28 protein-coding genes are annotated in these 26,141 nt (G+C 32.7%); 23 read left to right on the forward strand and 5 right to left on the reverse strand.

What is annotated here, in order from left to right; all coding sequences use genetic code 11:
• The 10 genes from B5G32_RS04835 to B5G32_RS04880 form a co-directional block, all read left to right on the forward strand.
• On the forward strand, nucleotides 1-786 hold a 786-nt coding region (locus B5G32_RS04835), incomplete at its 5' end, for a transposase (protein ID WP_143746594.1).
• A 192-nt stretch (nucleotides 787-978) separates the two neighbouring features.
• Nucleotides 979-1,707 (forward strand): alpha/beta fold hydrolase, encoded by a 729-nt coding sequence (locus B5G32_RS04840; protein ID WP_087936018.1) that lies wholly within the window; start codon nucleotides 979-981, stop codon nucleotides 1,705-1,707.
• Nucleotides 1,670-2,422: a type I 3-dehydroquinate dehydratase gene (aroD, locus tag B5G32_RS04845; protein WP_087936019.1), complete on the forward strand. Its 753-nt coding sequence runs from the start codon at nucleotides 1,670-1,672 to the stop codon at nucleotides 2,420-2,422. The genes B5G32_RS04840 and aroD overlap by 38 nt, the downstream gene beginning before the upstream one ends.
• Nucleotides 2,415-3,191, forward strand: a complete 777-nt coding sequence (locus B5G32_RS04850; RefSeq protein ID WP_087936020.1) for an HD domain-containing protein — start codon at nucleotides 2,415-2,417, stop codon at nucleotides 3,189-3,191. Before aroD ends, B5G32_RS04850 begins: the two co-directional genes overlap by 8 nt.
• On the forward strand, nucleotides 3,188-3,697 hold the full coding sequence (locus B5G32_RS04855; RefSeq protein WP_087245814.1) for a Gx transporter family protein: 510 nt from the start codon (nucleotides 3,188-3,190) through the stop codon (nucleotides 3,695-3,697). The genes B5G32_RS04850 and B5G32_RS04855 overlap by 4 nt, the downstream gene beginning before the upstream one ends.
• A 200-nt stretch (nucleotides 3,698-3,897) precedes the next feature.
• On the forward strand, nucleotides 3,898-4,122 hold the full coding sequence (locus B5G32_RS04860) for a helix-turn-helix transcriptional regulator (RefSeq protein WP_479684537.1): 225 nt from the start codon (nucleotides 3,898-3,900) through the stop codon (nucleotides 4,120-4,122).
• Entirely contained in the window at nucleotides 4,109-4,504 is a 396-nt protein-coding gene (locus B5G32_RS04865) for a DUF2178 domain-containing protein (RefSeq protein WP_087936021.1), read from the forward strand. Before B5G32_RS04860 ends, B5G32_RS04865 begins: the two co-directional genes overlap by 14 nt.
• Before the next feature lie 468 nt (nucleotides 4,505-4,972).
• Nucleotides 4,973-5,500: a VanZ family protein gene (locus tag B5G32_RS04870; protein WP_158093974.1), complete on the forward strand. Its 528-nt coding sequence runs from the start codon at nucleotides 4,973-4,975 to the stop codon at nucleotides 5,498-5,500.
• 102 nt (nucleotides 5,501-5,602) lie between these two features.
• Nucleotides 5,603-7,087 (forward strand): glycerol kinase GlpK, encoded by a 1,485-nt coding sequence (gene glpK / locus B5G32_RS04875; protein ID WP_087936023.1) that lies wholly within the window; start codon nucleotides 5,603-5,605, stop codon nucleotides 7,085-7,087.
• A 9-nt stretch (nucleotides 7,088-7,096) separates the two neighbouring features.
• Complete coding sequence (locus B5G32_RS04880) at nucleotides 7,097-7,567, forward strand: immunoglobulin-like domain-containing protein (RefSeq protein WP_087936024.1); 471 nt, start codon at nucleotides 7,097-7,099, stop codon at nucleotides 7,565-7,567.
• A 78-nt stretch (nucleotides 7,568-7,645) separates the two neighbouring features.
• On the opposite strand, the gene B5G32_RS04885 is transcribed toward B5G32_RS04880, so the two are convergent.
• The 4 genes from B5G32_RS04885 to B5G32_RS04900 form a co-directional block, all read right to left on the reverse strand.
• Nucleotides 7,646-9,394 carry a DUF2207 family protein gene (locus tag B5G32_RS04885; protein WP_087936025.1) on the reverse strand — a complete coding sequence of 583 codons (1,749 nt, stop codon included), beginning with the start codon at nucleotides 9,392-9,394 and terminating at the stop codon, nucleotides 7,646-7,648.
• Between the two features lies 1 nt (nucleotide 9,395).
• Nucleotides 9,396-9,944, reverse strand: coding sequence for a LemA family protein (locus tag B5G32_RS04890; RefSeq protein WP_087296701.1), 549 nt, complete (start codon nucleotides 9,942-9,944; stop codon nucleotides 9,396-9,398).
• 130 nt (nucleotides 9,945-10,074) lie between these two features.
• Nucleotides 10,075-11,409, reverse strand: a complete 1,335-nt coding sequence (locus B5G32_RS04895; protein WP_087304004.1) for an MATE family efflux transporter — start codon at nucleotides 11,407-11,409, stop codon at nucleotides 10,075-10,077.
• A gap of 8 nt (nucleotides 11,410-11,417) precedes the next feature.
• The gene (locus B5G32_RS04900; protein WP_087936026.1) at nucleotides 11,418-11,957 is read right to left on the reverse strand and encodes a TetR/AcrR family transcriptional regulator; all 540 of its coding nucleotides are present in this window, start codon (nucleotides 11,955-11,957) and stop codon (nucleotides 11,418-11,420) included.
• Between the two features lie 164 nt (nucleotides 11,958-12,121).
• Between B5G32_RS04900 and B5G32_RS04905 the strand changes: the two genes are divergently transcribed.
• From B5G32_RS04905 to B5G32_RS04925, 6 genes are all read left to right on the forward strand, one after another.
• Nucleotides 12,122-12,388, forward strand: a complete 267-nt coding sequence (locus tag B5G32_RS04905; RefSeq protein WP_087304003.1) for a DUF2624 family protein — start codon at nucleotides 12,122-12,124, stop codon at nucleotides 12,386-12,388.
• 73 nt (nucleotides 12,389-12,461) lie between these two features.
• Nucleotides 12,462-13,442 carry an asparaginase gene (locus B5G32_RS04910; RefSeq protein ID WP_087936027.1) on the forward strand — a complete coding sequence of 327 codons (981 nt, stop codon included), beginning with the start codon at nucleotides 12,462-12,464 and terminating at the stop codon, nucleotides 13,440-13,442.
• Entirely contained in the window at nucleotides 13,432-14,307 is an 876-nt protein-coding gene (locus B5G32_RS04915) for a DMT family transporter (RefSeq protein ID WP_087936028.1), read from the forward strand. The genes B5G32_RS04910 and B5G32_RS04915 overlap by 11 nt, the downstream gene beginning before the upstream one ends.
• Complete coding sequence (locus B5G32_RS14120) at nucleotides 14,308-14,529, forward strand: NACHT domain-containing protein (protein ID WP_239386195.1); 222 nt, start codon at nucleotides 14,308-14,310, stop codon at nucleotides 14,527-14,529.
• Complete coding sequence (locus B5G32_RS14125) at nucleotides 14,508-14,852, forward strand: hypothetical protein (RefSeq protein WP_239386196.1); 345 nt, start codon at nucleotides 14,508-14,510, stop codon at nucleotides 14,850-14,852. The genes B5G32_RS14120 and B5G32_RS14125 overlap by 22 nt, the downstream gene beginning before the upstream one ends.
• Nucleotides 14,853-14,893: 41 nt before the next feature.
• On the forward strand, nucleotides 14,894-15,301 hold the full coding sequence (locus B5G32_RS04925) for a hypothetical protein (protein WP_087936029.1): 408 nt from the start codon (nucleotides 14,894-14,896) through the stop codon (nucleotides 15,299-15,301).
• On the opposite strand, the gene B5G32_RS04930 is transcribed toward B5G32_RS04925, so the two are convergent.
• Nucleotides 15,283-15,879: an ATP-dependent Clp protease proteolytic subunit gene (locus tag B5G32_RS04930; protein WP_087936030.1), complete on the reverse strand. Its 597-nt coding sequence runs from the start codon at nucleotides 15,877-15,879 to the stop codon at nucleotides 15,283-15,285. The two genes, B5G32_RS04925 and B5G32_RS04930, sit on opposite strands and share 19 nt — an antisense overlap.
• Nucleotides 15,880-16,100: 221 nt before the next feature.
• Here B5G32_RS04930 and gap point away from each other — a divergent pair, with 221 nt between their 5' ends.
• From gap to uvrA, 7 genes are all read left to right on the forward strand, one after another.
• Nucleotides 16,101-17,117 (forward strand): type I glyceraldehyde-3-phosphate dehydrogenase, encoded by a 1,017-nt coding sequence (gene gap, locus B5G32_RS04935; RefSeq protein ID WP_087244524.1) that lies wholly within the window; start codon nucleotides 16,101-16,103, stop codon nucleotides 17,115-17,117.
• A 162-nt stretch (nucleotides 17,118-17,279) separates the two neighbouring features.
• Nucleotides 17,280-18,059 (forward strand): ZIP family metal transporter, encoded by a 780-nt coding sequence (locus B5G32_RS04940; RefSeq protein ID WP_087936031.1) that lies wholly within the window; start codon nucleotides 17,280-17,282, stop codon nucleotides 18,057-18,059.
• Nucleotides 18,060-18,102: 43 nt separating this feature from the next.
• Nucleotides 18,103-18,471: a metal-dependent transcriptional regulator gene (locus B5G32_RS04945; protein ID WP_087244527.1), complete on the forward strand. Its 369-nt coding sequence runs from the start codon at nucleotides 18,103-18,105 to the stop codon at nucleotides 18,469-18,471.
• Between the two features lie 88 nt (nucleotides 18,472-18,559).
• Entirely contained in the window at nucleotides 18,560-19,993 is a 1,434-nt protein-coding gene (locus B5G32_RS04950) for a S41 family peptidase (RefSeq protein ID WP_087936032.1), read from the forward strand.
• Between the two features lie 12 nt (nucleotides 19,994-20,005).
• Nucleotides 20,006-21,979 carry an excinuclease ABC subunit UvrB gene (uvrB, locus tag B5G32_RS04955; protein WP_087244529.1) on the forward strand — a complete coding sequence of 658 codons (1,974 nt, stop codon included), beginning with the start codon at nucleotides 20,006-20,008 and terminating at the stop codon, nucleotides 21,977-21,979.
• Entirely contained in the window at nucleotides 21,979-23,322 is a 1,344-nt protein-coding gene (locus B5G32_RS04960) for a CCA tRNA nucleotidyltransferase (protein ID WP_087244530.1), read from the forward strand. The genes uvrB and B5G32_RS04960 overlap by 1 nt, the downstream gene beginning before the upstream one ends.
• Entirely contained in the window at nucleotides 23,309-26,134 is a 2,826-nt protein-coding gene (gene uvrA / locus B5G32_RS04965) for an excinuclease ABC subunit UvrA (protein WP_087296710.1), read from the forward strand. The genes B5G32_RS04960 and uvrA overlap by 14 nt, the downstream gene beginning before the upstream one ends.
• The last annotated feature ends 7 nt before the right edge of the window (nucleotides 26,135-26,141 follow it).

The raw sequence follows: 26,141 nt of genomic DNA on the forward strand, positions 1-26,141 counted from the left end.
GGATGCTTCCATAAGGGAGAAAAACAGAAATGCTTTGCATATACAAATCTGACATTCTGTGATAGACATGGATTTGTACTGCATAATACAGTAGCACCAGGCAATCAGCACGATAGTGTTGTTTTTCATGATGCGTATAGAGAGCTACTGAATACCTATGGAGATTCAATACATAACATCAGTCTGGATGCAGGATTCATAACACCTGCAATATGTCGAGAAATCATAGAGGATGGAATCAGACCTTATCTGCCATATAAAAGACCTATGACAAAAAAAGGATTCTTCAAGAAATATGAATATGTCTATGATGAAAAGCTAGATATTTATATATGTCCAAATAATAAGGACTTGAAATATACCACAACAAACAAATCAGGATACAGGGAATACAAATCAAATCCAAAGGATTGTGAAGGATGTCCATTCTTAGAGCAGTGTACACAGAGCAAGAATCACCAGAAGGTCATCACAAGACACGTATGGGAGGAATATAGAGAATTGGCGGATGAAATCAGATATACACCAGAATGGAAGGACATATACCCGTTAAGAAAAGAGACAATAGAAAGAGTCTATGCAGACTGCAAAGAAAAGCATGGATTAAGGTTTACGAGAATAAGAGGACTAAAGAAAAATCAACAGGAATCGTTGATTATTTTTGGCTGCCATAATTTAGGCAAATTGGCGAGAATGAAAAAAAGGAGAGGTCTCATAAATATGACCTCACCGAACAAAAAAGAAAGACATATAAGGAAAATAGTACAAATTTATCAATTTGCATAAAAAATAAAAAGAAGTGGTAGATTTAATAAAAAATTCTACCACTTTGTCAACAGCCTGAAGCAAATCACATTGAAGTGATTTGTTTTTTATTAATGAGGTTATTGAAATAGAGTTTTCAGGATTTTATATATTTAAAAAGAAAGTGTTTTACTCAAACAGGAAAAATGATTATAATGAAAAAGGTGAACCAAAATGAAAGACATTTATTATCAAGTGACTGGACAGGGATTTCCTGTAGTATTTTTACATGGTAATGGCGAAGATCATCATATTTTTGATCAGGCAGTCAATCTCTTATCAAAACAATATCAATGTATATGTATAGATTCTCGCTATCATGGGCGAAGTGTTCATGCAGGGGAACTCTCATACCAGCAGATGTGTCAAGATGTTATGGCTGTTATGGATGAATTAAACATTGCTGCATACGATGTGATAGGATTTAGTGATGGTGGTATTGTTTCACTTATGTTAGGAATGCAGGATTCACGTTTAAAGCATATTATATCTATTGGTGCGAATACCAAACCGCGTTATATCAAAAGATTTTATCGTTTGACTTTTTATTTACAAATGATATGTCTAGCTATTTTTTCTATTTATCAAAAGAAAGCCAGATTAACATTTCGATTATATAAATTAATGTTAACACAGCCTCAAATTGAGTATAAACAACTTCAACAGATTCATGTTCCTGTTTTGGTTTTAGCAGGAGAATTTGATATGATTGATGCAAAAGATACAAACCATATAGGGGAGTCATTACCTTATGGAATTGTGAAAATTATTCAACATGGCAATCATTTTTTATTAAGAGATGCATTTCAGGAAACAGTAAAAGAAATTTCTTTGTTTCTAGAAGCATGTCATCAGGAGGAGAATTATGAGTGTATGTCAAGTTCGACAATTGAAGATAGGTGAAGGAAAACCTAAAGTTTGTATTCCTGTTGTAGAAACAACAACATCTTCTATATTGAAACAGATTCAGTTTTTACAATCATACTTATTTGATATCATTGAATTACGTATTGATTTTTATCAGGATATTCATGACTTACAAAAAGTCCAGGATTTACTGATGCAAATTAGAAATCAAACTGAAAAACCACTGTTATTGACATATCGTTCTGCTAGAGAAGGGGGACAAATCCAATTAAGTGATGAAGCATATCTTGCACTTATCAAAACAGCATGTCAAAGTCAATGTATTGATATGATTGATGTAGAATTGATGAGTGGCAATGTATTGGTTTGTCAAATGGTTGATATAGCACATCAAAATCATGTGAAAGTTCTGATGTCATATCATGATTTTGAACAGACACCAAAGATTCAGGAAATGAAACAATATTTAGAGAATATGGAAATTCTCGGTGCAGATCTATGTAAAATAGCTGTTATGCCACATCGTTATCAAGATGTGATCGACTTATTAAATATAACAATGGAGATGTCACACAGACTTTCTCGACCTATTGTCACAATGTCTATGGGATCAATCGGGAAAATTTCAAGAATTGTCGGAGAATTAACAGGTTCTGCCATGACATTTGCCAGTGTGAATCAAGCATCTGCCCCTGGTCAAATGGCGGTAGAAGATTTACAGAAACTTTTGGAGGTGATTCATCATGATTGATTTACTAAAGGTTCAAAAGGCTTTTCAAAAATATATCAGTCATTATGATTCCACAATTCCATCTATTCGTTTAAAAATCATTCATACTTATAAAGTTATGGAGTGTAGTGAATATTTGTGTCATAAGCTCCATTTGTCAAAAGAAGATAGTGATTTAGCTTCACTCATTGCTTTGCTTCATGATATTGGACGTTTTGAACAATGGATGAGATATCAAAGCTTTGCTGATCATAAAACAATTGATCATGCCTTATTTTCTACTCAGTTGCTGTTTGATGAGGGGCTTATTAGGGAGTTTATTGAAGATGATCAATATGATGATATTATTAAGCACGCTATTGAACAGCATAATCGTTATCAGGTAGAAGATGGTTTTGATGAGAAAACATTATTATTTATTCATTTAATTAGAGATGCAGATAAACTAGATAATTTTAGAGTAAAAGAAGAAGAAAAAATAGAGAATATATTATATGTATCTTTAGATGAGGTGAATCACGAGCAGATTTCTGAAAAAATTTATCAACAGTTTTCACATCAACAGTTGATTTATGCGCCTGATCGACACACACATATTGATATGTGGTTATCTTATATTGCTTTTATTTTTGATTTGTATTTTCAAGAAAGTATTCAATATATTCAAGACAACCATTGGGTTGAACGTTCATTTCAACGTTTAAATCCTGTAGATTTTAAAGTGAATAAACAATATCAAACTTTAAAGCAGATTGCTTTAGATTATATACAAAAAAGGAGTGCAGTATGAATCATAAAAAAACAAGAAAAATGGTTTATTTAGCCCTGTTAAGTGCGATTGCGATTGTCTTACATACAGTAGAAGCAGCAATTCCTGTTCCTTTGCCAGTTGGTGCAAAGCTGGGGCTAGCTAATATTATTTCTTTAGTCGTTATTCATCTTTATGGTATTAAAGAAATGTTTATTGTGAATATATTTAGAGTTCTGGTTTCTAGTTTATTAACAGGTATTTTTATGCAGAATCCATTCTTTATTAGTTGTGGTGGTGTTTTTTTAAGCAGTTTAGCTTTAGCTATTATTTATAAATTTGTAAAACTACCAATGGTTTCTACATCTATTGTGTCAGCTATCTTTCATAATATTGGACAAGTTGCTGTTGTTGCTTTTATATTTTCATTTGCGGGTATCATGGTTTATGTTTTACCATTACTTATCACATCTATTCCAACAGGAATTTTAACAGGACTTGTTGCGATTGAGATTTTAAAACGTGTTAAAAAGGAACAATTTCAATAGATTGTTCTTTTTTTATATCATTAGATTTCATTTATAATTATGTATAAGACTATAATCACTTGAAATATGACACCTAGAAAAATAAAATGATGAAAGGAGAAGGTAAAAAGAAATAAATAAATGGAAAGCTTACTTGACATAAATCATTGTATATTTTAAAATAAAATAAGAAGAATGGAAAGTAAACTTTCCGTAATGGGGTGATTGTTCTGAAAAATAGAATAGAAGAATTAAGAAAGGAAAAAGGCATAAAGCAAGAAGATTTGGCAATTGCTGTTGAAGTTTCTAGGCAAACAATAGGTTCTTTAGAGAATGGACGATATAATCCATCAATCATATTAGCCTTTAAAATTGCGCGATATTTTCATATGAGCATTGAAGATATTTTCATTTATGAGGAGGAGATTGAAAATGAAAAAGAATAAGAAGATTTGGTATGTTGGTTATATGATTTCATTATTGTTAATTCTTATCATTCTTTTTACTGATTTTTCAAAAATGGTAGATATTGGTCTTGCAATTTTATTTAGTGCGGTTTTTGGTATTTCTCATGTTCAAATTTTACATAATAAAATGATGAAAAATGATACTGATTACAAAATTAGCGTTATGGACGAACGTAATATTTTGATTAAAGAGAAAGCAGGAAATGTGACAAACATGGTTAATACTGTATTATTGGGTTTAGCAACTGTCATATTTATTTGCTTAGATTATGTCATTCCAGCAATTATCACTGGAACAATTATTACAGTTCAGCCTATCATTTTAATTACTATCAGTACTATGCTTGAGAAAAAAATGTAATTAGAAACTAATTTAAAAACTATGATAGATTGGAAAAGTAATCAATTTTCACATAAAAAGATAGATAACTACAAGGAATTGAGTTGATTTCACTTCCTTTTGATATCATTAGATTAGTAAATGAGTTAATCTTTGTATCAGTTTTTTGCGTTTTAGAAATGTAATTATTTAGATGACTTTTCATTGTGAGTTCGTTTGTGGAGAAGTATAATTAAAGTAAAATATATTCAGTCACTTCAAGTTGAAAATGTTATTTAGCTAGTAATAAAAAAGGGAAGAAGCTATAAATGAAAAAAATAAAGTTCTGTTAATAGATGTATAGTTTTAGAAAGGTAAATAGCATAATGCATGAATGAACTCATAAAATTTGTAAATACATGTTTAATATAAATTAAAATCAGTGGAAATAAATTATTGGAAATCAACAAAAGATTATGCTCAAATGGATGAGATATAAAGGAGATGTACATGAGAGAACTATTTGATTTTATTGTTTTGTTTTTCATATATATTTTTATGTTCTATAGAAAATGGGAAGTACAAGGAAAAGATGTATTATTTATAAATACGATAATGTATATATACTTATCTTTTGTATTATATTTGACTTTAATGCCTATATTAGTATCTTTACCATTTATATTTAATCATCCTTATGAATTGATGAACTTAGTTCCGTTTGTTGATGTAACAAATGGAAGAGGTGATTTTATAAGACAGGTAGTATTAAATATAGTTATGACCATTCCTTTTGGATTTTTATTACCATTAGTAAGAGAGCAAAAGATAAATTTATTGAACGTTATTTTTTATACTTTTCTATTAAGTTTAGGTATAGAAATCTTACAACCATTTATAAATGGTGTAAGATCATCTGATATAACTGATATAATAACAAATGTGACAGGAGGTATGATTGGATATATCTTATATTTATTATTCAAACCATTTGTAACTAAAATACTTCATTGTGTAAAAATGGGAGATGTCAATTAAATAAAAAAATATTGATATGGAATTAGTAAATTTGAAACGGTTGATATGGAATCAGTCGTTTTTTATTTACAGACTTGTTATAATAGAGTGAGGAGGGTATTTATGGAAGAATATATTTTAGCAATTGATCAGGGAACGACAAGTACCAGAGCTATTTTATTTGATCAACATGGACATTTATGTCATATGCAACAAAGAGAATTTAAACAATATTTTCCTCATCCAGGATGGGTAGAACACGATGCTAAAGAGATATGGAACTCGGTCGTAGAAGTGGTTCAGGCATTGTTTACGATTGATAATATTCAGTCTTCACAGATTAAAGCTATTGGAATAACCAATCAAAGAGAAACAACGGTCGTATGGGATAAAACAACAGGAGAACCTGTTTATCATGCCATTGTCTGGCAATCACGTCAATCACAGGATATTTGTGATGAATTGATTGAAAAAGGTTATAGTCCTATGATTCAAGAAAAAACAGGATTAATTATTAATCCGTATTTTAGTGCCAGCAAAATCAAATGGATATTGGATCATATTGATTATGAACATAAGGATCAGTTATTATTTGGAACGATTGATACATGGCTGATCTGGAAATTGACTGGTGGAAAAGTACATGCGACAGATTATACCAATGCTTCAAGAACAATGTTATATAATATTCATGATTTAAAATGGGAAGATGATTTATTAGCGTTATTTGATATTCCTAGAAGTATGTTACCAGAAGTGAAAGAATCTTCATGTATATATGGATACAGTGATGAAACGCAAATGAGTGGATTGCATTTTAGAGCACCTATCTGTGGAGTTGCAGGTGATCAACAGGCATCATTATTTGGGCATACTTGTTTTCAATCAGGAGATATCAAAAATACTTATGGAACAGGATGCTTTATTTTAATGAATACTGGTCATATGCCTGTAACATCAAATAATGGTTTATTGACAACAATTGCATGGGGACTTCATGGAGAAATCACTTATGCTTTAGAAGGGTCTGTTTTCATTGGTGGAAGTGTTATGCAATGGTTAAGAGATGGTCTTCATTTAATACAAAATGTTGGAGAAACAGAAGCTATGGCTCAATCTTTAAAGAATAATGAAGGTGTGTATCTCATCCCAGCATTTGTTGGGTTAGGCACGCCCTATTGGGAAAATGATGTCAGAGGAACAATCTTTGGCTTAACACGAGGAACTTCAAGAAATCATATTGTGCGTGCAGCTTTAGAGTCTATCGCTTTTCAAAGTTGCGATGTGATCGAAGTGATGAAACAGGAAGCACATATTTCTTTAAAAAGTCTATCAGTAGATGGTGGAGCAACAAGTAATGCATTTTTAATGCAGTTTCAAAGTGATATGCTTCATATTGATATATTACAGCCACAAGTTAAAGAAACAACAGCTCTTGGAGCAGCGTATTTAGCTGGTTTAGCTATAGGTTTTTATAAAAGTCAGGATGATATCAAGAAAAATCATCACTTTGCTCAAGTATATCATCCAGTCATGAATCAACAAGAAGCTTTACAATATTATAAGCAGTGGCAAAAAGCGATTGCAGCGACATGTGTATTTAAGTAGGAGGGTTTTATGAAATCAAAAAGAATTGTGGCTTTGACTTTATTAACATGTTTATTGATGGGATGTCAGCAAGCCGATGAAATAGCTAAAAACGATCAGTCAACTGTTGAATTGATTCAAACTGATGATAGCTGGGGAATTGCTTTGTCTTCGACAGATGTCAGCAATACAGGCTTAACATTGATTTGTAGCCAAAATGGTGGAGAGATCACAGGTGAACTTCAAACAGGTGAAAAATACTGGATTGAAGAAAAGGTAGATGGAAAGTGGCAGGAACTTTCAACACCAGAAAAACCTATTTGGCAAGATTTGTCTTATACCATTAAAATGCAAAACTTAACACAATGGGATATTCAATGGAATGACCTTTATGGGACATTACCACAAGGAGAATATCGCATTGGTAAGGAAATCCAGGATTTTCGTGGTGGCAGTGACTATGATGAAAAAGCTTATTATGCTGAGTTTGTGATTGAATAGAAGTTTACGCTAGACGTTAAAGTACACATTTATGACTAGAAAATAAAAAAACATGACTTTCAAAGTCATGTTTTCATTTTAGCGGACACCGCCTCCGCCACCACCAGAGAAGCCACCTCCGCCTCCTGTAAATGATGATGAACCGCCACCACCACTTGCAGCTATAGAAGCATCATGTGAAGCTTTCATACTGTTGTGTGAGAACATATGAACCATATGCATTGTATAGATTGTATCTAATTGTGATTGTTCATTGAAGGTTGGACATAATCTTCCTAATTGTTCCTGAACTTTATCGGCAATCTGTAAAATAGAAGCAAAAATGAGATATTCTTCCCATAACTTGACTTCAATGACTTCTTTTTCATCAATCAGGCTCATTTCCTCTAAGAAAGTTTTTAAACCTATGATATGTTCCATTTCTTCTCTGATAGATGCATCATAAGTATCAGTGCTATGTGAGAATCTGATTTTTAAAAATGATGTATATGTTGTTTCTAATGTTAATAAATGTTGTTCTCTTAGCTCATTTTCAATATATTCATCAATGCTTTCAAACCATTCATCAATTTTTTCATAATTTTCTTTGCACCACGATTCAAACTCATCTGTTTCTAAGACCTGATTAGAACCAGCTGCCTGTCTAAAAAATTGAAATAACTTTTTCTCTAATGGATGTGTAATAGGAATATCGTTATTTAAATCTACTGAATAGCCTTCTTTTTTAAAGAAGAGGAATTGTTTGACTTCTTCTTTTTGAAATTCAATATAGTTTTCTTTAATCCATCTTAATAGAATAGCAGCAATCAGGCCATCACGATCTTGATCAGTAATCAAACCTAATTTTTTAGCATAGTAATAGAATTGAAATAAATCTTTTTGACAAGGAATGTCTCTAAACATTGGTGGTTCATGATTTAATGGAATATGATCGTTGAATTGAAAATCAACACGACCTCTTGTATAAGCAACAATCAATATGACGACAACTGCACCAATCAATCCTATCACTGCAAAGACAATAGCGATAATCATCGCAGTATTATCTTTATACATAAAAGAGTTGTAATAATCTCCCTGATCATAAAATTCGTCTTCATATTCACTGCCATCAATCGCATCTTCTAATATCTTTTGAAAAGATTGATCATTCACATGAGCGTTTGTAAATGTTTCATTATCAATTTGCATCAATAATTGCATCTTAGCACCTTCAGGTATAGCACTTTGTGTTTCCATAATGACATCACCATGATCAAAATAGACAACACCCTGATATCCAAAGGCCCAGATTTTCGCATTGCTTTTGTTGAAATCATGTGAAGATGAAACGGTAATCTTGACATGTTGAGGTTCTAACTCCATTTCTGAAAAGAAAGCATAGTTAAACCCTTGAGTATCCTGATATTGTTGAACAAAATTGGCTATATCATATTCAAATGTATAAGTTCTTCGTCCATATTCGCCAATACCAAAGCAGAGTTCATAACGATCACCATCTTGAATCATCCCACATTTGCCATCTTTATCTTCTTTGTCAAGATCGACATCCCATTCACCAATATTTTGATAACGCTTGCCTTGATCATCAACAACATTAAAATTCGATATATGAGAATCTCCCATATTATCAAAAACTTTATAAATTTCTGTTCCCTCTTCAATATTGATATCCCAAATTTCCTGCACATGTGCACTTCCATCATTATTTAAAGTTGTATGGATAGAGATGTCATTTAAATGGGTATCAGCTCCATAAACCAAAGAAGATAACGATGGTATGAGAATGAGTAGTAAAGAAAATATCAGACATATTTTCTTTTTCATATTAAAATTTCACCTCAGGAATCTCTTTATCATTTTCATTAATTTCAAAGTAATCAAATCTTTCAAAATGAAATAGACTGGCAATTATGCTAGAAGGGAACATCTCTAACTTATTTGTATAACTATAAACGGAATCATTATAGAATTGTCTAGCAAAACTGATTTTATCTTCAGTTTGTGTCAATTCGTTTTGTAAACTGACAAAGTTTGTGTTCGCCTTTAAATCAGGATAAGCTTCACTAATTGCCATAATCTTATTTAAGGCCTGTGTCAATTCTCCCGCTGCTTCCATTTGTTCACTTGGAATAGAAGCGTTCATATATGTGTTTCTGGCTTGCATGACACTATCCAAAGTTTCCTTTTCATGTTTGGCATAACCTTTGACAGTTTCAACTAAATTAGGAATCAAATCAGCACGTCTTTTTAAGACAACATCAATTTGTGCCCAATTTGTTTTCACTTTATTTTTTTCTCTCACTAAGGCATTATATGAGACAATCACATATAATACCAAAACAACAATGAGAATACCTACTATTATTAATATCATAATCCTTTCCTCCTATAACAACATTATATACTATTCTTTGATGAAAATTGTAAATTTTTTGTTAAATCATCAGATAAATAGAATTGTTTTATGGAATATTTATTTCAAAAAAGTAGATAAGTGTTTGATCTTATCTACTTGGTTTTGTCCAGTTTTCTTTTTTTATACCATAAATAATACCAATAGTATCAGCTAAGAACCAGCCAATAGGAATAGCCCACCATATTGCAACAGTACCTAATATTGGCGCAAAGATATATGCTAAAACGACTCTTGTTCCTAAAGAGGCAATTGTTAAAACAACAGAAATGCCAGGCTTTCCAACACCACGGTAATAGCCATAGAGTAAAAATAAGCATCCAATTCCTAAATAACACATACCTTCAATCTGCAAGTATTCAACACCTTGACGAATAATTTCAACTTCTTCAGGATGAATGAAAATCAGCATGAGTGTAGGTGCAAAAATATAGACAATTAAAGAAATGAAAATACAGAAAATACCAGAAATCAGGATAGCTGATTTAAGCCCTTTGTGGATACGTTCTGGTAGGTTGGCACCTTGGTTTTGAGCGATGAAGGTTGAAAAGGCATTGCCAAAATCCTGAACAGGCATATAGGCAAAAGAGTCAATCTTCACAGCTGCCGCAAAAGCAGACATTGTGATGACACCAAAACTATTGACTAATCCCTGAATCATTAAAATACCAAAGTTCATAACAGATTGCTGGATGCATGTTAATAATGAATAATCTTTAATCTTTTTGATAATGTCTTTATCAAAATAGCAGTGTTGACGTGTTGGTAATAAATCTTTTTGTTTGATGAAAACATAAATCATAATACCAAAACCACTCACCGCTTGCGCAATAATTGTCGCAAGGGCAGCACCACTGACTCCCATATGAAAAGAGACAATGAAATAAACGTCTAAAATAATATTGATGATGGTTGCAATCGCAAGAAAATAAAGAGGCACTTTAGAATTTCCTAATGCTCTTAATAAAGAAGCAAAATAATTATAAAGAAAAGTAAAAAAGAAACCGATAAAGATGATAAATAAGTAATCATAACTTTGTTGATAGATATCTTGGGGAATATTCATAAAATGTAAAATAGGATGAATAAAAATGAGACATAATATTTCTAGAATGACTGTAAAAATCATAATGCCAATAAAAGAAATAAAAAAAGAAGTTTTCATTTTATCTATTTGTTGACCACCATAATACATTGAAAATAAGATTCCACTTCCCATACATAACCCTAGAATAACAGATGTTAAAAAGGTCATTAAAGTAAAAGAGGATCCTACAGCAGCTAAAGCATTGGAACCAAGAAATTGTCCAACAATGAAGGTATCTGCGACATTATAGAACTGTTGAAGAAGATTCCCAATAATCATCGGTATGGCAAAGAAAATTAATGATTTGGTAATAGAACCATGTGTTAACTGATTATTCATAAAAACCCCTATAAATTATGAAGAATGAGATCAGACATTGTATGGGCATATTCTTCCATAGATTCAAAATTTTCATTTTGAAGCCATTCTCTTAATAATATCATAAAGCCACCAATGAATATATGAAGTCTTCTTTTGGTTTCTGGAGAAAGAGAAAACTCCTGTTGTAATTCTTGAATCATTGCATCTCTCATTTCATTATAAAATTCAAATGTAAAATCCTGATTAGATAAAATACAGTATGTTTCATAGTCATTCTTTAAAATATCTAAAATTTTCATTAATAATGTATTGAGCTGTTCAACTAATGTCAGCTTATGATTTTTACGTGTAAAATATAAAATCTGTTCAATGAATTCACGCTGAAAACTCTCTAGTAAATCCTTTGTATCTAAATAATGGGCATAGAATGTCCCACGACTAATATTGGCTTTGTGAATAATATCAGTGACTGTCACTTTGCTGGCAGGTTTTTCTTTTAAAAGATCAATAAAAGCTTTTTTTATTAATAATTTTGAACGTGTTGCGTTACGATATTCAGTTCTCATTCAAATCCCCTCCTTCAATATTGGACAGTTTGAACCAATGTGTCTAATATTGTATAAATCATGAATATGTGTACATTGTATACATATTTTAAATCTATTATAATATATTTAAATAAGAAAAGTATATAAGAATTTCACAATATACTCAAAAAGGAGGAGAGCTTATGATGAATTTTTATCGCTTGAACCATCGTCTACAACAGATGACTTTAAAGATTTTACAGAATCTTTGTCATCGTCATGATATTGTAATTGGAGATGGAGATTTAAAGATTATTTTACATCTCATTCAAGATAATCCTCACACAGTCTTAAATGATGAGTATACACCTATCTTATTGTCAGAAATATCTCAAAAAACAAGTCGTGAAACTTGTTTGAATTTTAAACCACTTTTAGATGAGAATTATTTACTTCAAGAGATAGAATAGCCACCAAACAGGTGGTTTTTTTATTGTTTCATCAATCATAAAATGATAGAATGTCCTGTGGGTGAGAGAATATATGAAAACAATTGCAATTGTCGCAACTGGTGGAACGATTGCTGGGAGAGGACAGATAGGAAAAGCTGTAGCCTACCATGCAGGAGAAATGGATGTTAATGAAATTATTGAATCTATTCCTATGTTAAATCAAGTTGCACATATTAAAGAATATCAATTAATGAATGTAGATAGTAATGAGATGACACCACAAAGATGGATTATGTTGTCACGTCAGATTAATGAACTGGTTGAACGTGATGATATTGATGGTATTGTGGTGACTCATGGAACAGATACTTTAGATGAAACGGCTTATTTTTTGAATTTGACATTACATACATCTAAACCAGTTGTTGTGACAGGGGCTATGCGTCCTGCCACAGCAACCAGTGCTGATGGGCCTTATAATTTATATCAGGCTGTTTGTCTGGCAGCTAATGATGAAGCCTATAATCAGGGTGTCATGGGGCTTTTTTCGAGTACGATATATTCGGGTAGAGATATCCAAAAAGTCAATAATTTTAAGGTAGATGCTTTTGAACAAAAGGCATTTGGATGTTTGGGTTATATGCAAGACCATGAAGTTCATTTCTTTTCAAAAACATTTAAAAAACATACTCTTCAATCTCTTTTTTCTAGCCAAAATTATAATGACTTACCAGCAGTAGGAATTGCTTATTTTTATGCGGGTGCAAGTCATGAAATTCTCTATTCTTTAGCTTTAAATCATCAAGGAATTATATTAACAGGATCAGGAAGTGGGAATTATAGTCAGGACTGGTTACATGCGATTGAAGATTTATCAAAACAGGGCATTATTTTTGTCCGTTGTTCAAGAGTGACACAAGGTATTGTTTTTGATGATGAAGTGTTTGATCCTCATCATTGTTGTATACCAGGAAATACTTTAACACCACAAAAAGCCAGAGTTTTATTAATGCTGGCATTAACATATACACATGATCGTCAAAGAATTAAGGAGTTTTTTAATGAATACTAAACGCAAAGGTATTATTTTTACAATGATTGCTACTATTCTTTTTGGAGTAACACCAGCTATTGGGAAAATGACATATGCAATGGGGAATAATGGTATACAATTGGCTTTTTTAAGGCATTTATTTGTCTTGCCGTTATTTTTATTTATTGTTCTTTATCAGGGAAAATCATTACGATTGAATCGTCAGCAGCTTTTAGATGTTTTCAAAGTAGGCTTTTTTGGAAATACATTGACAATTGTCTTATTGTATTCATCTTATGAATATATAGGAGTAGGAAGTGCAACGGTTCTACACTTTTTATATCCATTGTTTGTATGCTGTATGAATTTTTTGTTTTATCAGCAAAAACTCAACAAGCAACAGATTTTATGTCTTGTTTTAGCCATCCTAGGTATTTTCTGTTTTATGGATTCATCTGCATCTTCTTTATTAGGCGCTTTATTAGCGATTTTATCAGGTGTTTTCTTTGCTTATTATATGGTGGGTATGGATCATTCTTCGATTCGTTATATGAGTCCCTATGTTTTTAATTTTTATCTGGTCGTTATGAATACGATTGTGATACTGGTTTTAGCCATGGTACTAGGACGTATCCATATCATGCCAATAGAAGCATATATTTTATCAGCTGTTGTGGCTGTGCTGACATCTTTAATTGGTGTTGTTTTACTGCAAAAAGGTATTTATTGTTTAGGGGCATCTTTAACAGCTATTTTATCAACTTTAGAGCCTATCACAAGTATTGTTGTTGGTGTTTTATGGTTGAATGAAGGATTAACATTATTGAAAGTAATAGGATGTATACTTGTTTTATTATCGACTTTTATCTTAGTGAAAAGTCAAAATCAAGAAGGAGAATCTTAAATGAGAATGGATGAACTGATGGATGATTTATCTAAGCAATCATCATTTTTACTTGCTATTGATGGGATGAGTGGCAGTGGTAAAACAACTTTAGCTCAAAGTTTACAAGAAAAATGGCATGCGCATGTTTTTCATATGGATGATTTCTTTTTGCCATTAGAAATGCGTACACCACAAAGGTTACAGCAACCTGTGGTAATGTGCATTATGAACGCTTTTTAGAAACGGTCTTAAAACCTTTATCTTTACAACAAACTGTTTTTTATCAGCCTTTTGACTGTCAGACGATGTCATTTCAAACAGTTCAGGAAATACCGTATTCACCCTTTAACATTATTGAGGGTAGCTATGCATTACATCCTTCTTTACAACGTTATTATACGCATGGAATTGTTTTAAAGATTTCGCCACTTACGCAAAAAGAACGTTTATTCAAAAGGAATCCTGAAAAAATAGATCAGTTTATTCATCGCTGGATTCCGATGGAAAATCAATATTTTGATGCTTTTGATATTTTTGAAAAGTACCCTGTTTTAGAACGATGACATATTTGATCACGCTATACATATAATATATGGGTGATATAGTGATTTTAAATGAAGCAGAAGTGCAAATAGGATTATCCTTTATTTTACAGTCAGTTTTAAAAAAGTATGATGTTGTTTTACAGGAAATGAATTTGAAAATAAAAGAAGATCATCTCTTGTTGACATCAGTTGTTTTGTATAATCAATATCATGTTGATGTTTTGTGTGAGTTCAATTTGAAATATGAAAATCAGCACTTTGTATTTGAAAATATTCAAGGCAAGGTTGAATATTTATTTTTACAGTTTCCTATTATGAGTTTTCTGAAGTCTTTTTTACAAGACTCACATATCATTTGGAAAGATAACCAGATTCAATATGAGATTGATTTACCTATTGAAAGTTTAAATCTAGAAGATGGACAATTACAAGTTATACTAAAAAACAATCAAAGTGTTTCACCTTGATTGTTTTTTAATACTTCATCAATCAACCCATAATCTAATGCATCATAGGCACTCATAAAATAGTCACGATCAGTATCTTTTTTAATACGACGTAAGGGTTGATTGGTCATTTGAGCTAATAAGCGATTGAGCTTTTCTTTTTGTTTTAATATATGACGGGTAGAAATTTCAATATCACTGGCTTGACCTTGTGCTCCACCTAGAGGCTGATGAATCATAATTTCACTATTTTCTAATGCATAGCGTTTTCCTTTTTTTCCAGCAGCTAATAAAAAAGCACCCATACTGGCTGAAAGACCAATACTGATGGTTGAGACATCACATTTTACAAAATTCATCGTATCGAAGATAGCCAAACCAGCGGAAACACTGCCGCCTGGAGAATGAATATACATATCAATATCAGCCTGACTGTCCAATGATTCAAGATAGAGAAGCTGACTGACAATGGAGCTTGCCATCTCATCATTAATTTCACCACAGAGCATAATAATGCGATCTTCTAATAATCTTGAGAAAATATCATAAGCATATTCTTTAGAATTCTTTTTTAATATCACAGTGGGTATAAAATGCATAAGTGTACCTCCATAATTCATTATAGAGAAATTTGTGTTGGATTATTCATAGAAAATTGATTTTTTCTTGCGTTAATATTGAGTTAAGCGAAGTTAAAAAACGAGAAAAGATTTTCATTCTTGTGAAAAAAATTATATAAAGCGCACAACTTTTATTGATTTCTTTGGGTTTGTGGACTATAATATAGACATAAATTATTAGTAAGGAGGATGTCATAAAAATGGCAGTAAAAGTAGCAATTAACGGTTTTGGACGTATTGGACGTCTAGCATTTAGACAAATGTTTGGAGCTGAAGGATATGAAGTTGTTGCAATCAACGACTTAACAGATCCTAAAATGTTAGCACACTTATTAAAATATGATTCAGCTCAAGGTAAATATGCTTTAGCTGATACAGTAGAAGCTAAAGAATCTTCAATCGTAGTAGATGGAAAAGAAATCGAAATCTACAAAGAAGCAGATGCTTCTAAATTACCTTGGGGAGAATTAGGAGTAGATGTAGTATTAGAATGTACAGGTTTCTATACTTCTAAAGCTAAATCTCAAGCTCATATTGATGCAGGAGCTAAAAAAGTTGTTATTTCTGCACCAGCTGGAAATGATTTACCAACTGTTGTATTTGGTGTAAACGAAGGAACATTAACTGCTGATGATACAATTATTTCAGCTGCATCTTGTACAACTAACTGTTTAGCACCTATGGCTAACGCATTAAACAAATTAGCACCAATCAAATCTGGTATCATGTTAACAGTACATGCTTATACTGGTGACCAAATGGTATTAGATGGACCTCATAGAAAAGGTGACTTAAGAAGAGCACGTGCTGCTGCAGTTAATATCGTGCCTAACTCAACTGGAGCTGCAAAAGCTATCGGTTTAGTTATCCCTGAATTAAATGGAAAATTAATCGGTTCAGCTCAACGTGTACCTGTTCCTACAGGATCTACAACTATCTTAACTTCAGTTGTTGAAGGTGAAGTTACTGTAGAACAAGTTAACGAAGCTATGAAAGCAGCTGTAACTCCATCATTTGGATACACTGAAGAACAATTAGTATCTTCAGATATTATTGGAATGACTTATGGTTCATTATTTGATGCAACTCAAACTATGGTTAAAGCATTAGATAACGGAACTACTGAAGTTCAAACTGTTGCTTGGTATGACAACGAAAATTCTTATACTTCTAACATGGTTAGAACTATTAAATATTTCGCTGAATTAACTAAATAATTTAGAAACTTCTTGGGAGTACATTGTATTCCCAAGATTTTTTTATGTCAAAAGACGATTTGATTCTTGTGTCAAATGTATGACAGATATTTTTTATCATATATTTTGAAAGATAAAATGATATATAGTAAGATAATGCCTAAAGAAAAGAGGTGTTAAAACATGAATACATCTGTTTTGATTGGTATTATGATACCATTTATTGGGACAACATTAGGTGCAGCCTGTGTTTTCTTTATGAAACAAAAAATGGATAATCGTGTTCAAAAAGTTCTGCTGGGATTTGCTTCTGGAGTGATGATTGCGGCTTCAGTCTGGTCACTTTTGATTCCAGCTTTAGATATGTCAGCAAGTTTAGGAAAATTGTCTTTTATACCTGCGGCAGTTGGTTTTTTATTGGGAATTTTCTTTCTATTATTTTTAGATCGTACTATTCCACATATGCATTTGGATCATCAGGTAGAAGGAAGGAAATCGCACTTGCAACGTACAACAATGTTAATTTTAGCAGTCACAATGCATAACTTCCCTGAAGGGATGGCAGTTGGAGTTGTTTTTGCAGGAGCCTTGATGGGCAATAGTGATGTTTCTATTGCTGGGGCTATTGCCTTATCATTGGGTATTGCAATACAGAATTTTCCAGAAGGGGCTATTATTTCTATGCCGTTAAAAAGTGAAGGAGTGTCTAAAGGAAAAGCTTTTTTGTATGGGATGTTATCTGGGGTTGTTGAACCTATGGGTGCTATATTAACGATTGTCCTGTCACAGTTTTTTGTACCGATTTTGCCTTATCTTTTATCGTTTGCCGCTGGCGCAATGGCATATGTCGTTGTAGAAGAGCTGATTCCTGAAGGTTCGCAAGGGACACATTCAAATATTGCGACGATTGGCTTTGCGATTGGTTTTGTCATCATGATGATATTAGATGTAGCATTGGGATAGTGAAGTGTGATATAATGATATAAATTGATATGAGGTGACAAAAATGGACTTGCATGAATCAGGTGAAATGTATTTAGAAACGATATTAATCTTAAAGAATCAAAATGAATATGTTCGTTCTATTGATATTGCACATACTATGGATTTTTCTAAACCAAGTGTATCACGTGCAATTAAACTTTTAAAAGAATCTCAATTGATTGTTGTAGATGATAAGGGATATATTGATTTTACTGATGAAGGACGTCGTATTGCAGAAAAAGTGTATGGTCGTCATCAGATTTTAACAGAGTTCCTTGTTTCTATTGGTGTGAGTGTTAAACAGGCCGAAGAAGATGCTTGTCGTATTGAACATATTATTAGTGACGAAACACAACAATGTATTCAAAACTTTTTAAAGAAGCAGTCTTAGGATTGCTTTTCTTTGTTTGTAGAAAAAAAGGGTTTATGAGTTAAAAATAATTGTCATCTATGATAGAATAAAAAAACGAGGTGTATGTATGGACGATTTTCAGTTTGAATATGATCAAAAAAAGAAAACAAGATTAAAAAAAGGACCTATCTATATGATGGCTTGTATTTTATGTCTGGTGATTGGAGGTGTTGGTGGTTATTTTATTCATGACTTCCAGTCCAATCATTATGGTGATGATAATGATGTCTATAATGAAATTGCGCAAATTATTGAAAATGATTTTTTAGATACAAGTGATAATGATACAAGTTTACAGGAACGTATGCTAAATGGAATGGTTTTAGCATTAGGAGATCCTTATTCTTCATATTTATCATTGGAACAGTCACAGGAATTAGGCACGTCTATTAATGGGACTTTTGAAGGTATTGGGATTACGTATACAATGGTAGATGATGGTGCTATTGTGTTGGATGTATATCAAAATACGCCAGCTCAAAAAGCGGGTATACAAAAAGGAGATATTATTACGCACATTGAAGGAACTTCAATCGCTGGATATACATCAGATAAAGTTAAAGAAATGATACAGGGTGAAAGTCAGAGTCAAGTTGCTTTACGTCTATTAAGAGATGGAAAAAGTCAAAATCTATCAGCAACACGTCAAAATGTGGATACATCAATTGCGTCTTCTATTATGACTGTAAACCAACAGAAAGTTGGTTATTTAAGAATTGTGACTTTTGGTGAAAATATTCATGAAGTTATTGAAACGAAGCTGCAAGATATGAAATCACAAAAAATCAACCACATTATTATTGATTTAAGAGATAATAGTGGAGGTTATTTGAATGCCGCCCAAGAGATTCTTGATTTATTTGTACCAGAAGGACAAACATTATTTTCCCTTCAGGATAAAGATGGCAAAACGGAAGAATATAAAGCAACCAGTCGGGAAAAATATGTATTTGAACATGGCTATATTTTAGTGAATCAGCAAACTGCCAGTGCTTCAGAAGTTTTAAGTGCAGGTTTGAAAGAGAATTTAGATTATCAATTGATTGGTGAAACGACTTATGGTAAAGGTGTTGCACAAACACAAGTGACTCTTTCTAATTCATCTGTATTGAAATACACTCATGAAAAATGGTTAACTCCTCATGGAACATGGATCAATGGTACAGGATTAGAACCAGATTATGTCATTGATGAAACCAATATCCATGATTTTCATGTAGGTGAAATGAAACAATCTTATCAATATGATGATGTTGATGATAATATTCAATATATGCAGGAAATGCTTCAAGAATTAGGTTATTCATTAGATCGTCAGGATGGATATTTTTCACATCAGACAACAACAGCCTTAGAAGCATTTGAAAAAGATTATGCTTTAAAACAGGATGGTATTTATTCTCAAAATGATCGTTTAATTCTTTTAAGTGCTTTAACATATCATTTGTATCAAGAAAAAGAGGATGTTTATCTACAAAAAGTGAATCAATTGATTCAATAGGGAGGTGCTAAAATGGAACAATTTAAATTAGTTTCCAAATATTCACCAATGGGTGATCAACCAGCAGCTATTCAACAGCTGGTTGATGGAATACGTGCTGGAAAAAAGGAACAGGTTTTACTGGGAGGAACGGGAACAGGAAAAACATTTACTGTTTCTAATGTTATTGCTCAGGTGAATAAACCAACACTGGTATTAGCCCATAATAAAACTTTAGCTGGACAATTATATTCAGAATTAAAAGAATTTTTTCCTGAAAATCGTGTGGAATATTTTGTTTCTAACTTCGATTTTTATCAGCCAGAAGCTTATATTCCAAAAAGTGATACATACATAGATAAAAATGCAAAAACAAATTATGAAATAGAAATGTTGCGTTCAGCAGCCATGAATTCTTTATTAGAAAGAAGAGATACGATTGTCGTTGCATCAGTGGCTTCTATTTATGGTTTAGGAAATCCTGAACAATATAAAGAAATGATTTTCTCATTACGTGTTGGTCAGGAAATTGATCGTCGCGAACTCTTAACTTATCTTGTAGATCGTCAATACCAAAGAAATGATATCGAACAGTCAAAAGGGACATTCAGGGTACGTGGTGATGTCATTGAAATTGTACCTGGACATACAGAAAGCTGGCTGATTCGTATAGAGCTTTTTGGTGATGAAGTGGAAGGAATCAGTGAGGTAGATCCTTTGACTGGTAAAGTCTTGAGTCGTTATAAAACATATACGATTTATCCGGCTTATGGCTATGTCACAAAAAAGGAACAAATGTTACATGCCTGTGATACGATTTCCGAAGAACTTCAAGACCGTTTACAATATTTTAAGGATGCTATGAAACCACTGGAATATGAACGTCTAGATCAGCGTACACGTCATGATATTGAAATGTTAAGAGAAGTAGGGATGTGCCCAGGAATTGAAAATTATTCACGTCATATTGATGGGCGAAAAGCAGGACAACGTCCTTATACTTTAATTGATTATTTTCCAGATGACTTTTTAATGATTGTTGATGAAAGTCATGTGATGTTACCACAGGTCAGAGGTATGTTTAATGGGGATCGCAGCCGTAAAGAAACATTGGTTGAATATGGTTTCCGTTTACCAAGTGCCTTGGATAATCGACCATTGCGTTTTGAAGAGTTTGAAAAGATTATTAATCAGGTGATTTATGTTTCGGCAACGCCAGGTGACTACGAATTAGAAAAAACACATGGTGAATATGCAGAACAGATTATTCGTCCAACAGGTTTGTTGGATCCTATTATTGATGTTCGTCCAACAAAAAATCAGATTGATGATCTGATTGATGAAATTCATGAACGTATTGATAAAAAAGAGAGAGTTTTAATTACAACACTTACAAAACGTATGGCTGAAGATCTTAGTGCTTATTTAAAAGAAGTAGGGTTAAAAGTCGCTTATTTACATTCAGATACAAAAACATTAGAACGTACTGAAATTTTAAGAGATTTAAGACTTGGAAAATATGATGTACTGGTGGGAATTAACCTGTTAAGAGAAGGGTTGGATTTACCTGAAGTTTCTCTAGTTTGTATTTTAGATGCGGATAAAGAAGGGTTCTTAAGAAGTGAACGCTCATTAATTCAGACGATTGGACGTGCGGCCAGAAATGCGAATGGAAAAGTGATTATGTATGGTGATCATATAACAGAATCTATGCAAAAAGCGATTGATGAAACAAATCGTCGTCGTGAAATTCAAGAAGCCTATAATAAAGAACATCATATTATTCCACAGACTATTCATAAAGAAATTCATGATTTAATTCAAGGTAAAGAAACAATGGAAGAAGCTTCTTCATTATTACAAAAAGGTAAAAAAGCACCTCAAAAAGCAAAGAAGAAACTGATTGCAGATCTAGAAAAAGAAATGAAAGAAGCTGCGAAAGTGCTTGATTTTGAAAGAGCTATGGAATTAAGAGATATTATTATGGAACTTAAAGGTGAAAAGTAATGAAAATAGATGCTTTGGCTCAAGAGATTTTTGATGATATGATTGCTCATGGTGGAAAAGTTTATATTGTCGGTGGATCTGTTCGTGATGAAATCTTAGGACGTTATGATCAGCATGATGTAGATGTAGAAGTATATCATTTAAGTTATGAAAAACTGTGTGCTATTTTACAAAAATATGGTCATGTTCATACATTTGGAAAATCTTTTGCGATTGTTCAGTTAGAAGAGCTTCCTCATTATGACTTTGCCTTACCTCGACAGGAAACAAAAACTGGTCACAAGCATCAGGATTTTGAAGTGATGATTGATCCTGATTTACCATTAGAAAAAGCTGTTTTGAGGCGTGATCTGACAATGAATGCACTCATGTATGATTACTTAGAACAACGTGTCATTGATTTATGTGGTGGTTTATCAGATATTGATCAGCATATCATTCGTTGTGTGGATCCTGAACATTTCATGGAAGATCCTTTGCGTGTTTTAAGAGTGGCACGTTTTGTCGCCCAATTTGAATTTCAAGTTGAAGAGAAGACTTTGAATCTATGTCGTTCTATGGCACAGTCACATATGCTGGATCATTTATCATATGAAAGAATTTATCAGGAGTATTGTCAAATCCTGATGGCACCACAACCATCATTAGGATTTATGTTTTTAAAAGATATAGGAGCTTTACCACCTTATTTACAGGCTCTGACAACAACGCATCAGCGTTTAGATTTTCATCCTGAAGATGATGTTTTCACGCACACGATGCTGGTTATAGATGTAGCCAGTCATGTGAAAAAGAAAACGGATCATCCTCTATGGTTTATGTGGGCATGTTTACTTCATGATATAGGAAAACCTTTGGTAACAACCAAAGAAGGACATGCGCCTAAACATAATGAAGCAGGTGTGCAGGTGTTTCAAAATGTTCCAATCATCACATCTAAAAAAGAAAGACAATATATTTCCACAATGATTATGTATCATATGCATTTAATGAATATGTCACGTCATCATGCAAAGGATTTATCTTATTTAAGACTTTTAAAGAAGATTGATGGAAAAGTTTCTATGAATGATTTGATTTATATAAGCTGTTGTGATAAGTTAGGAAGGGGAAAAGTAGCTCAGGAACAATATGATGAGTTTTGGTTATATATTCAAGATAAGCAAAAACGTTTAGGTGTTCAAGCGCCATTGCCACTGATTCGTGGTGATGATTTATTAGCAAATGGTTTGACTTCAACACATTTATTTAAGCAGATGTTAGATGAAGCCTATGATTTGCAGTTGCAAGGTTTGAGTAAGGAAAAGATATTAAGGAGTTTGAGGAAGTATGAACAAAGATAAAATTATTATCAAAGGCGCAAGAGTTAATAATTTAAAAAATATAAATGTAGAAATTCCTCGAGATCAGCTTGTCATTATGACAGGATTATCTGGGAGTGGAAAAACATCACTGGCATTTGATACGATTTATGCGGAAGGACAAAGACGCTATGTTGAATCATTAAGTGCTTATGCCAGACAATTTCTAGGTGGTGTGGAAAAGCCTGATGTGGATAGTATTGATGGTTTATCACCGGCGATTGCGATTGATCAAAAGACAACATCAAATAATCCTCGATCAACAGTTGGAACAGTGACTGAAATTTTTGATTATTTAAGATTGTTGTATGCCAGAGTTGGACATGCCTATTGTCCAACCCATCATGTGTTGATTGAATCACAGACAATTAAACAAATGGTTGATACAATTGATCAATATGAAGATGGAACAAAATTACAGGTTCTAGCAAGAATGTGTCGTAATCAAAAAGGAACACATAAGGATTTATTTGAACAATTAGCGAAAGATGGTTTTTTACGTGTCAAAGTGGATGGTGAAATGCGTCTTTTAGATGAAGATATTGTTTTGGATAAAAATAAAAAACATAATATTGATGTTGTAGTGGATAGAATTATTAAAAAGGAAGGATATCGCTCACGTTTAGCGGATTCTTTGGAAACAGGATTAAAATTAACAGGTGGGGAAGTTATTGTTGAAAACTTGAATGAAAAAACAGAAAAGCTTTTTTCTCAACATTTAGCTTGTCCATATTGTGGATTTAGTGTTCCTAAATTAGAACCACGTTTATTTTCTTTTAATAACCCATTGGGTGCCTGTCCAGATTGTAAAGGGATTGGTGTGAAAAATGAAGTTGATAATGATTTATTGATTCCTGACTGGTCATTAAGTATTAATCAGGGAGGAATTCGTTATTTCAAAACATCAGTAGGAACTGATCGTATTGAATGGCAGAGATTTCTTGTTTTATGTCGAGAATATCATATTGACTTAGATAAACCGCTTAAAGATTTTAGTAAGAAAGAATTAGATATTATTTTATATGGTTCTGATAAACCTATTACATATACATTACAGTCAAGTTCAGGAAATGTTTCTCAAACGACAAAACCAATCGAAGGTGTGAAAACACTGATTCAAAGACGTTATGAAGAAACAACTTCTTCATGGTCAAAAGAATGGTATGCTTCATTTATGGCTGAACATACATGTCCAACATGTCAGGGAAAAAGATTGAATGAACAAGTTTTAAGTGTACAGGTGGGTGGATTAAATATCAGTGAATTTACTGATATGTCTATTGAAAAAGCACTTGATTTTGTACAGAATTTAAAACTGAATGAAACAGAAACAAATATTGCACGTCTGATTATTAAGGAAATTAAAGATCGTTTAACATTCTTGAATGATGTAGGATTAGGTTATCTGACATTATCAAGACGTGCTGGTGGTTTGTCTGGAGGAGAAGCACAACGTATCCGTTTAGCAACACAAATTGGTTCACGTTTAACAGGGGTTCTTTATGTATTAGATGAACCATCTATTGGTTTGCATCAACGCGATAATGAAAAATTAATTAAAACGTTATGTAATATGCGTGATTTAGGCAATAGTGTGATTGTTGTAGAACATGATGAAGATACGATGCGTGCTTCTGATTATATTATTGATATTGGGCCAGGTGCCGGGGTTCATGGTGGTCAGGTTGTCGCAGCAGGAACACCTGAAGAAGTCATGAAGAATCCCCATTCTATCACTGGAAAATATCTTTCAGGAGAATATAAGATTCCAGTTCCATCAAAGCGACGCAAAGGGAATGGACTATATATTGAAGTAAAAGGTGCTAAGGAAAATAACTTAAAAAATATTAATGTTAAATTTCCACTTGGAAAATTTATCTGTGTAACGGGTGTATCAGGAAGTGGAAAATCAACATTGGTGAATGAAATTTTATGTAAAGCCATGCGTGCAAAACTTTATCATTCTAAAGAAAAACCAGGAAAACATAAAGAAATTCTTGGTTTAGAAAATGTAGATAAAGTCATTGAAGTCTCACAAGATCCGATTGGACGTACACCACGTTCTAATCCTGTGACTTATACAGGTGTCTTTGATGATATTCGTGAATTGTTTGCGAAAACACCTGAAGCAAAAATGCGTGGATATGATAAAGGACGTTTTTCATTTAATGTCAAGGGTGGACGTTGTGAAGCGTGTCAAGGTGATGGTGTCAAACGTATCAGTATGCATTTTTTACCTGATGTTTATGTACCTTGTGAAGAATGTGGTGGTAAACGCTACAATGAAGAAACATTACAGGTGACTTATAAAGATAAGACTATCTATGATGTCTTAGAGATGACCATTGAAGATTCTTTAACATTCTTTGATAATTTACCACGTATTCGTTCTAAGCTTCAAACGATTTATGATGTAGGACTTGGTTATATAAAACTTGGTCAAAGCGCCACAACATTATCTGGTGGAGAAGCGCAGCGTGTGAAGCTTGCCAGTGAATTACAAAAGAAAGCAACAGGAAAAACAGTATATATTTTAGATGAACCAACGACTGGTTTACATAGTCATGATGTAGCACGTCTGATTGAAGTTTTAAATCGTATTGTTGAACAGGGTGATACTGTGATTGTGATTGAACATAATCTTGATGTGATTAAAGTTGCTGATCACATTATTGATTTAGGATTGGAAGGTGGCGACAATGGTGGTACAATTGTAGTATCAGGAACGCCAGAAAAAGTCGCAGCATGTCAAAAAAGTCATACAGGACGTTTCTTGAAAATGGTCTTAGAGTAGGAGGAAA

Source organism: Massilimicrobiota sp. An80 (assembly GCF_002159255.1).
Lineage (GTDB): Bacteria > Bacillota_I > Bacilli_A > Erysipelotrichales > Coprobacillaceae > Allocoprobacillus > Allocoprobacillus merdigallinarum.

Excerpts from the sequence above, each read along its gene's own strand:
- B5G32_RS04850 (WP_087936020.1), top strand. The coding sequence starts at position 2,415 with ATGATTGATTTACTAAAGGTTCAAAAGGCTTTTCAAAAATATATCAGT.
- B5G32_RS04950 (WP_087936032.1), top strand. The coding sequence starts at position 18,560 with ATGGACGATTTTCAGTTTGAATATGATCAAAAAAAGAAAACAAGATTA.
- uvrB (WP_087244529.1), top strand. The coding sequence starts at position 20,006 with ATGGAACAATTTAAATTAGTTTCCAAATATTCACCAATGGGTGATCAA.
- B5G32_RS04910 (WP_087936027.1), top strand. The coding sequence starts at position 12,462 with ATGAAAACAATTGCAATTGTCGCAACTGGTGGAACGATTGCTGGGAGA.
- B5G32_RS04895 (WP_087304004.1), bottom strand. The coding sequence starts at position 11,409 with ATGAATAATCAGTTAACACATGGTTCTATTACCAAATCATTAATTTTC.
- aroD (WP_087936019.1), top strand. The coding sequence starts at position 1,670 with ATGAGTGTATGTCAAGTTCGACAATTGAAGATAGGTGAAGGAAAACCT.
- B5G32_RS04905 (WP_087304003.1), top strand. The coding sequence starts at position 12,122 with ATGATGAATTTTTATCGCTTGAACCATCGTCTACAACAGATGACTTTA.
- uvrA (WP_087296710.1), top strand. The coding sequence starts at position 23,309 with ATGAACAAAGATAAAATTATTATCAAAGGCGCAAGAGTTAATAATTTA.
- B5G32_RS04900 (WP_087936026.1), bottom strand. The coding sequence starts at position 11,957 with ATGAGAACTGAATATCGTAACGCAACACGTTCAAAATTATTAATAAAA.
- glpK (WP_087936023.1), top strand. The coding sequence starts at position 5,603 with ATGGAAGAATATATTTTAGCAATTGATCAGGGAACGACAAGTACCAGA.
- B5G32_RS04960 (WP_087244530.1), top strand. The coding sequence starts at position 21,979 with ATGAAAATAGATGCTTTGGCTCAAGAGATTTTTGATGATATGATTGCT.
- B5G32_RS04930 (WP_087936030.1), bottom strand. The coding sequence starts at position 15,879 with ATGCATTTTATACCCACTGTGATATTAAAAAAGAATTCTAAAGAATAT.
- B5G32_RS04880 (WP_087936024.1), top strand. The coding sequence starts at position 7,097 with ATGAAATCAAAAAGAATTGTGGCTTTGACTTTATTAACATGTTTATTG.
- B5G32_RS14120 (WP_239386195.1), top strand. The coding sequence starts at position 14,308 with ATGAGAATGGATGAACTGATGGATGATTTATCTAAGCAATCATCATTT.
- B5G32_RS04865 (WP_087936021.1), top strand. The coding sequence starts at position 4,109 with ATGAAAAAGAATAAGAAGATTTGGTATGTTGGTTATATGATTTCATTA.
- B5G32_RS04870 (WP_158093974.1), top strand. The coding sequence starts at position 4,973 with ATGAGAGAACTATTTGATTTTATTGTTTTGTTTTTCATATATATTTTT.
- B5G32_RS04840 (WP_087936018.1), top strand. The coding sequence starts at position 979 with ATGAAAGACATTTATTATCAAGTGACTGGACAGGGATTTCCTGTAGTA.
- gap (WP_087244524.1), top strand. The coding sequence starts at position 16,101 with ATGGCAGTAAAAGTAGCAATTAACGGTTTTGGACGTATTGGACGTCTA.
- B5G32_RS04915 (WP_087936028.1), top strand. The coding sequence starts at position 13,432 with ATGAATACTAAACGCAAAGGTATTATTTTTACAATGATTGCTACTATT.
- B5G32_RS04885 (WP_087936025.1), bottom strand. The coding sequence starts at position 9,394 with ATGAAAAAGAAAATATGTCTGATATTTTCTTTACTACTCATTCTCATA.
- B5G32_RS04940 (WP_087936031.1), top strand. The coding sequence starts at position 17,280 with ATGAATACATCTGTTTTGATTGGTATTATGATACCATTTATTGGGACA.
- B5G32_RS04945 (WP_087244527.1), top strand. The coding sequence starts at position 18,103 with ATGGACTTGCATGAATCAGGTGAAATGTATTTAGAAACGATATTAATC.
- B5G32_RS04890 (WP_087296701.1), bottom strand. The coding sequence starts at position 9,944 with ATGATATTAATAATAGTAGGTATTCTCATTGTTGTTTTGGTATTATAT.
- B5G32_RS04855 (WP_087245814.1), top strand. The coding sequence starts at position 3,188 with ATGAATCATAAAAAAACAAGAAAAATGGTTTATTTAGCCCTGTTAAGT.